The sequence below is a fragment of the Winogradskyella sp. genome, from assembly GCF_013213975.1.
Taxonomy (GTDB): domain Bacteria; phylum Bacteroidota; class Bacteroidia; order Flavobacteriales; family Flavobacteriaceae; genus Winogradskyella.
In genome coordinates, this window is the sequence record NZ_JABSST010000112.1 from 1 (window position 1) to 7259 (window position 7259).

8 protein-coding genes and 1 pseudogene are annotated in these 7259 nt (G+C 34.1%); all 9 read right to left on the bottom strand.

Going from position 1 to position 7259, the window contains the following annotated elements; translation table 11 throughout:
- Window positions 1-324, bottom strand: a pseudogene (locus tag HRU49_RS13555) (sodium:solute symporter); the annotation flags it as partial.
- Between the two features lie 142 nt (window positions 325-466).
- Window positions 467-2986, bottom strand: coding sequence for a PIG-L family deacetylase (locus tag HRU49_RS13560; RefSeq protein ID WP_296358069.1), 2520 nt, complete (start codon window positions 2984-2986; stop codon window positions 467-469).
- Window positions 2987-3230: 244 nt separating this feature from the next.
- The gene (locus HRU49_RS14765; protein ID WP_363146831.1) at window positions 3231-3374 is read right to left on the bottom strand and encodes a CorA family divalent cation transporter; all 144 of its coding nucleotides are present in this window, start codon (window positions 3372-3374) and stop codon (window positions 3231-3233) included.
- Between the two features lie 330 nt (window positions 3375-3704).
- On the bottom strand, window positions 3705-4649 hold the full coding sequence (locus HRU49_RS13565; RefSeq protein WP_296358071.1) for a septum formation inhibitor Maf: 945 nt from the start codon (window positions 4647-4649) through the stop codon (window positions 3705-3707).
- A gap of 30 nt (window positions 4650-4679) precedes the next feature.
- Complete coding sequence (locus HRU49_RS13570; protein WP_296358074.1) at window positions 4680-5270, bottom strand: Maf family nucleotide pyrophosphatase; 591 nt, start codon at window positions 5268-5270, stop codon at window positions 4680-4682.
- Window positions 5270-6196: a geranylgeranylglycerol-phosphate geranylgeranyltransferase gene (locus HRU49_RS13575; RefSeq protein WP_296358076.1), complete on the bottom strand. Its 927-nt coding sequence runs from the start codon at window positions 6194-6196 to the stop codon at window positions 5270-5272. Before HRU49_RS13575 ends, HRU49_RS13570 begins: the two co-directional genes overlap by 1 nt.
- Window positions 6197-6304: 108 nt before the next feature.
- Window positions 6305-6526: a hypothetical protein gene (locus HRU49_RS13580; protein WP_296358079.1), complete on the bottom strand. Its 222-nt coding sequence runs from the start codon at window positions 6524-6526 to the stop codon at window positions 6305-6307.
- Window positions 6519-7052 carry an HAD hydrolase family protein gene (locus HRU49_RS13585; protein WP_296358081.1) on the bottom strand — a complete coding sequence of 178 codons (534 nt, stop codon included), beginning with the start codon at window positions 7050-7052 and terminating at the stop codon, window positions 6519-6521. Before HRU49_RS13585 ends, HRU49_RS13580 begins: the two co-directional genes overlap by 8 nt.
- A partial coding sequence (locus tag HRU49_RS13590) for a DUF2520 domain-containing protein (protein WP_296358083.1) occupies window positions 7039-7259 on the bottom strand: 221 nt, incomplete at its 5' end. The genes HRU49_RS13585 and HRU49_RS13590, both read right to left, overlap by 14 nt.

Sequence of the window (7259 nt, forward strand, 5' to 3'; positions counted from 1 at the left end):
ATAAGCTGTATAGACATTAAGTTTGTGGTATATAGGAATAAAAACCATACAAATTACCACCATAGCAATTGGAAGTCCAAAATAAAATTGAACAAAACCCATACCATCAGAAAATGCCTGTCCGGTTGTAGATAAAAATGTAATGGCACTTGCTTGTGTGGCCATTACAGAAAGTCCAATGGTCCACCATTTGGTAGTATTTCCACCTCTTATATAATCCTGTACATTTTTACTTCCTCTAGTTTTCCAAGTACCATAACCAACAATAGTGGCTAAAGTAGCGATAAGAACGGTCCAGTCTATCCAATCTAAGGTTTGTTGCATGAGCTTAAGCGAATGACGCTGTTATAAAATAAAACAGAACAATGTAGAGTGCATTAGCTATTAATACAATGGTGTACATTTTATCCCATTTTTGCTTTGGTTGCGGTTGGTTCTGCATATTAATTAATCGTTGCGTTGGTTGTTAGTTCTTAAATGTGTTGATATTTTCCTTACCTGCTGCTAATAAATTAGCAAATAAGCGATATGCCCCTGATACACCTGCTGGGAATTCTCTAAAAAAGCTCAAGCCAGTGTATATGTAATTGCCTTCACCATAAGGCGCAATCAGAAGACTCCCATCTTTTGATGTTTCTCCTTTGTCATTCATAGCTAAGAGTGGTGTAAATTCTTTGGACCAGCTATTCGGGAAATATAGTCCGCGTTCTTGAACCCAGCCTTCAAAATCGCTTTCAGTTATTTTATTTGGGAAATTAAGAAGTGGGTGTCCCTTGTCTAAAATTCTAACTTCTGCATTTTCGTCGGTCACGCGATCTCTTGATAATTGTAAATCAAAAGGTGCTAAATTGTCTACTTTGAGTCTTCTATTTGTATTATATTGAACAATAAGATTACCACCTTCTTTTACATAATCCAATAAGAATTTTTGTTTAAATCTAATATCATCTAGAATGTTATAAGCTCTGATACCAACAACAATCGCATCAAAACTTGCTAAATTTTCAGCTGAAATTTGATCTGGTTTTATGATGGTGACATTATATCCAATCTGTCTTAGACTCTCTGGCACAACATCACCAGCACCTTCAATATATCCAATATTGTTTCCCTGTTTTTTTATATCGAGACGAACAACTTTGCTAACGCTGGGCATGAGTACTGTCTGAAATGGAATATGTGTATAGTCAATTTCGATTAGTTCATCAGAATAAAATTCACCATTAACATTAACCATAGGTGTGATTAATCCTTCACTTTGGCCTTTCGGTGGAATTATTGTAAAAATAACCTTTTGAATATCTCCCTTATTATTAATTTCAATCTTCTGTTTTTCAGGATATACACTCCAGTCATCTGGATAAGCCATTTGAACAAAACCTTCAATGGCATCTCTACCAGCTTTAACAGTGATTTCTATTTCTTTTTGTTGGTCATTTTCAAATATGAATACTTTATCAGAAATGCTGGCAGATACAGCGGGAATTATTTCAAATGGCCTGTATAATTCACCTTTATCTGGTTTTGAATAACGATATATTACAGGCTTAGTAATGGTTAAGAGCGTACCATCAAAATTGAGATTGAAATCTACATTAACGGCTCTTGGAGTTTCAGGTAGTCCAATGAGTTTTTGGTCATCTACATAATACATACCTAAAGTACTCTTTTCATTGAGCCAATAAGGGACAGTATAGTTTAGTGTGTTTGGAATAGTAACTCCTTCTTCAAAATTTATACGCTCATTTTCTGGTAAATTCATTTGTTTTGAAATACCAGTCTGCATTGTAGATATTTTATAAGATTCTAAGTTAATATTAGAATTGCTGCGATTTAATACCTCAATTCTGAGATTCACTGTTGAATTTGGTGATGTCTGAGGTGTATTTGAGGATGCTTCTAAATAGAGGCCTGCGCAGGCTTCGATTATCGATTTTAGTTCTTGAGTCTTTATTTTTTTCCAATGATCGTTCGTTACATTTTGAAGTAATCGATAGGCTTCTATGAGTTCTGGTAAATGAGATGATGGGTTGACGAAATTAAAATTTGATTCAACAGTATTTAAAATTTTTCCAATTGCTTCGCCGCCTTCAATCCTCGTCCAAGATGTATTAATTCCAGCGAAGACATTGTTACTACCATCAAGTGGATCTCCTTTTAAGAATTCAATATATTCCGTCTGGGTACCTCTAGTGGTTAAACGACCAAATCCTTGACACAGGTGTTGGCTACTAGCTAAAGATGCCACTTCATTATTAGACATACCTTTAGTAGGATAGTAGACTCCAATGTCAAAATTGAGCATGTTACTTTTATCGGCTTTTTCAAAGTTTTCTTGACTACCATAAAACCACCAAGATGTATTAAAGAATAGGCGCTTTGGTTGCCAGGTCTCTGTGTTATTAAGTTGAGAAGTGAACTTAGATGAATCATTGGCAAGATCAAAAGCTTCCATACTTAACATGGCAGAAGCTGTGTGATGTCCGTGTGTTCTTCCTGGAGTTCTATGATCAAAACGATTAATAATTATATCTGGCTTAAACGTTCTAATAGCCCAAACCACATCGGCTAATACCTTTTCTTTATCCCAAATGTCGAAAGTTTCATCTGGATGTTTAGAGTAACCAAAGTCATTTGCTCTTGTAAAACGTTGTTCACCCCCGTCAACTCCTCTAGCAGCTAGTAATTCCTGAGTGCGGATTACACCTAGCAATTCTCTAATTTCTGGACCGATGAGGTTTTGTCCGCCATCACCTCGTGTTAAGGATAAATACGCAGTACGCGCCTTAGCATGATTAGACATGTAAGATATAAGACGTGTATTTTCATCATCGGGATGCGCAGCAACATAGAGAACAGATCCTAAGACATTTAGTTTTTGAACGGCTTCGAAGATCTCTGAAGAATTAAGTTTTTTTGGTTGTTGTGCTGGTAGGGAAACTATAGTGCCTATTAGAATTAAAAGGCAAAGCTTTATTTGGCGCATGTACATAATCGTTAGTTACTTCTCAAATATATAAAAGTTACAAACTATGACATTGGATTTAGGTTTTGTTTAACGTTGGTATTACAGGTAGAATTATTAGAATTAAGAACCTTGAAACCTAATCGGAGTCGAATTTCTTTTTATGAAGTAAAATAGCGACCCAATAACAATTACAAATATTGAACCAATTAGTAAAAAAATAACCATTCTGATATTTTAGCTTTGGGATATACCCAAAGTTTATTCAATAAAGTCCTGCTATAACGTATGGCAGAATAAAAATTAATGAAATGGTGGTAAGAACTTTTATGACTTCATTTATCTTGTTAATGATTGTAGTTATGTGCATGTCCCTTAAACTACAAATTATTTCGCGGTAAATATCCATACTCAGTATAGACTAACTTGCGAATATAGCCATTCTAATAACTGCAAATACGGATAAAAATCTAAAGTGATTTCGTGGGTTTTTATGGCTAGAATAAAAGTACCAATCAACATAGCGATCAAAATTAGGCTGAACGTAGCATAACAACAAATTAGGTATGCGCCAGCCTCAGTTGTTCCACTTTTCTAAACAATACGTCTTACAGCAACTACACTAATATTTCTTATAATGAATAGGGCTACAGGAAGTATTGAAGGGTAAAGTGTGTCGGATTGGTAGGTTAAAAAATCCGAACATGCTACAGTTAAGTAACACAAAGATAGCCTAATTCTATTGCAATTTTAGAACTGTTCTTAAGCCTTCATCAGTAGTACTATTACGGCCCCAATACGCAGATTTAATAGATTCGAGTTTGGTGGCTTTTGTAGTTAATGTCTTAGCTGATGCACCATAACCACTCTTTGAAGTTTCTTCCCAACCCAAAATATCATATGGGAAGTTGCTATTGAAATTAATGGTTAGAGTTCTATTCAATTCCGGATAAGCAATGGTATAGTTTTCATTTTCAAGACTTGCTGTAGCCTCATAGGCTTTTATCGGTTTATGGCTTAATCGAGTGTACTCCAAGGAAGGAATAATATTGATATCTCCTAGTGGTAAACTACTAGGGTCTATTCTAAGTTTAGTCCATAATTCGTTTTCTGTCCAAGTTTTTTCTAGAGTTATGTTTTGATCTGCCTCACGTTGAAAGTAAGAGTGAGACACCACTTCAAATTCTTTTCTATTATTGAGTTGTGTGTAGACATGCCCACACCATTCTTGAATTGATGCTGAGGCTTTTATTAAATGCTGATTGTTAGCTACAGGAAAAAAAGTACTCTGCATTATAGAATATGGGTAAATACCAGTATTAAAATTCTTTGTAGCGTTAAGTTTTAATACTGGAATATTAGATTTACTGTAGTTGTCGGCTTTGACTTGTTCTTGTGGTAAAAAATCTTCGGTAACATAAACTAAAACTGCCGTACCATCTCTCATTTCACCATATCTCGCTTGCTCTAATTTAAAAGATGTGATTTCTGCATTTCCTGCATACCAATAGTCTTTAAATTCTGTAGTGAGTTTAGTTTTTGCTGGTAAGCTTTCTTTTTCAATAGGTTCAGTAAGTGCTAATTCGTCGGTGCTTTTTGCAGTATTTTCTTCACAAGATAGCATTACAATCATTCCGCATAACACACATAGAAACACTATGAGTGCTTTAATCGACTTATTCATTTTAATTTTTTTTATAAAAATACGAAGTAATTAATCGTCTGCGATATTAATTAACGTTTCATAAAGCAAATGTGTAGGTAATCCAACAACGTTATTGTAAGAGCCCTCGATTTTGGTAATTGCAATGGCGCCAATCCATTCTTGAACACCATAGGCGCCAGCTTTGTCAAGAGAGTTGTAGTTTTTAATGTAATACCATATTTCTTCATCCGTTAAAGCTTTAAACGTAACTTTAGTTGTTGTATTTACTACTTGCTGCCCTTTAGTTCTCGAAACACAAATGGATGTCATAACCTCGTGTGTCTTTGCGCCAAGAGATTTAATCATTCTAAAAGCATCGTTTTTATCTTTAGGCTTCTCTACGGGTTGACCTTCAAGCCACACTATGGTGTCACTTGTAATTAAAATATCCTTTTCGTTGAGGTCAGTTAAAAAAGCTTTTGCTTTAAGTTTGGCTAAATAATCAGTGATTTCAGTTCTTTGTAGATGTTGAGGATATACTTCTTCAACAGGATGTATTTTCACCTCAAACTCTAAATCCATACTTTTTAAAAATGCATGGCGTCTTGGCGAAGCAGAGGCTAAAATGATATGATAATTTTTTAATTTCTCTTTAAGCATTACTTGAGAATATAAGGGTAGAACGCCATAGAAAGCATTCCGGTTAGCATAACTAATTTTAAAATTAAACTTATGTGGCTAAAATGTGATTTATGTTCTGCACTAAACAGTTTAATAGTAATGTAAATTAGTGGCGCAATGACAAAAATTAAAAAATAACCAACCAGAAGTTGTTGTTTAAAAAGATTATTGATGACATAGTATACTACTGCAAACAAGGGAATAAGCGATAAAACAAATGCAATTTTTGTACTGCGATCTCTACCAAGCATTATTGGTAAAGTTTGCATACCCACTTTGTAATCTCCATCAATATCTTCAATGTCTTTAACTATTTCGCGAATAAAATTGATCATAAATGCAAAAGTTGCATAATCAAGTATAAGCTTAAAAAAGAAAATTTGAACGGGTCTATTGCTGTCAGTTATTGCTGGTAACAATTCAAAAATCCCAACTAATAGGATACTTAAGGCCACTATAAAAGAAATTATAAGGTTTCCAGCCAAAAGAACTTGTTTTAAATAAGATGAATAGATGTAGAGTAGAGCAGAAGCGATAAAAAACAAAACAAAATATCCAGATTTATCAATGCCATTAGATAAATAATAACCAATTCCAACTCCAACGACATTTAAGACAATAAAAATAATCAGTGCCGTTTTCTCTGAGATTGTATGTCCAACGATGACACTATGAGCTTTGTTGATTTTGTCAGCTTCAATATCGTAGATATCATTAATCACATAACCACCTGCAGCAATGCATAGTGTAGCAATAACTAAGAGGCAAAAGGCTAATGGTGTAAGTGCATTTACAACGCCATGACTCTCATAAAAGGGTAATAATAAAGCATAACGAATTAGTATTTGAACTAAGGCAATCATCATAAGATTTTGCCATCGAATGAGTTTAAAGAATTGAATCATTGTTTAGTGCGTGAGATAATATTTGATTGATTAAATAATTAATAAACTAAGTGACTTTAGCAAAAATCAACATACTTATCATAGCTGTTTTATAAATGCGGAATATTCTTATTTTCTGATTATTTTTAATTTTTTCTTACCTGCTTTATTTAATTCAGTATTTAGGTAATGTATTTTATAGTGCAAATGAGCTTCCAGATCTAGTCTTTCTTTGTACACAGAAAAAGGAACTCTAGATTTTTGATTTAATGTGGATTGATTATTACCAAAATCAACATATTGGACACCAGTATTATGTCCTTTATTTCGTTTTGCTATTGCGTTAGTCATATTTGGCATTAAAATTTGAGTTCCATTTTCCATGAACTTTTAAAACTTGTTCAATGACATCTCTTACAGCTCCTTTACCACCGTCTTTGTGAGAAATGTATTTAGAAATAGCCTTTATCTCTGGAACAGCATCTTGAGGACAGCAGGGTAAACCCGTTATTTTCATTACAGGAAAGTCAGGGAGGTCATCTCCCATATATAACACCTGTGAGGGATTAATATTATTTGCAGTCAGGTATGAGTTTAGTTGATCAATTTTGTTTTTAGCACCAAGATGAATGTCCTTTATTCCTAGTCCAGCGAGACGTTTACGAACTCCCTCATTAGAACCACCAGAAATAATGCAAATGTTAAAACCAGCATCGATAGCTGTTTTAAGTGCAAATCCATCTTTAACATTCATTGTTCTCAATAACTCACCATCAGTAGTTACGGTTACAGTACCATCGGTTAGGACACCATCAACATCAAATATGAAGGTTGTAATATCAATTAGTAATTCTTTATAACTCTTAGCGTTGTCCATGCGTTTTTTTAATTGAACCGGTTAAAAGCTCGTAAATAGTTTTGTGCTCGTGGGATTCTATTTGCTTTAAATGACGTTTTATCGTTTTCTTATCATTGCGTTTTGCAGGTCCTGTTTGCGCCATATATGGTGAAATGTCTTGAACCTTTTTAGCAGTTTCTAAAATAAACGGTTTAAGAATATCAAAATTTATGCTCTTTGCATCAC

Coding starts and splice junctions, on each gene's coding strand:
- HRU49_RS13560 (WP_296358069.1), bottom strand. CDS start 2,986: ATGCGCCAAATAAAGCTTTGCCTTTTAATTCTAATAGGCACTATAGTT.
- HRU49_RS14765 (WP_363146831.1), bottom strand. CDS start 3,374: ATGGATATTTACCGCGAAATAATTTGTAGTTTAAGGGACATGCACATA.
- HRU49_RS13565 (WP_296358071.1), bottom strand. CDS start 4,649: ATGAATAAGTCGATTAAAGCACTCATAGTGTTTCTATGTGTGTTATGC.
- HRU49_RS13570 (WP_296358074.1), bottom strand. CDS start 5,270: ATGCTTAAAGAGAAATTAAAAAATTATCATATCATTTTAGCCTCTGCT.
- HRU49_RS13575 (WP_296358076.1), bottom strand. CDS start 6,196: ATGATTCAATTCTTTAAACTCATTCGATGGCAAAATCTTATGATGATT.
- HRU49_RS13580 (WP_296358079.1), bottom strand. CDS start 6,526: ATGACTAACGCAATAGCAAAACGAAATAAAGGACATAATACTGGTGTC.
- HRU49_RS13585 (WP_296358081.1), bottom strand. CDS start 7,052: ATGGACAACGCTAAGAGTTATAAAGAATTACTAATTGATATTACAACC.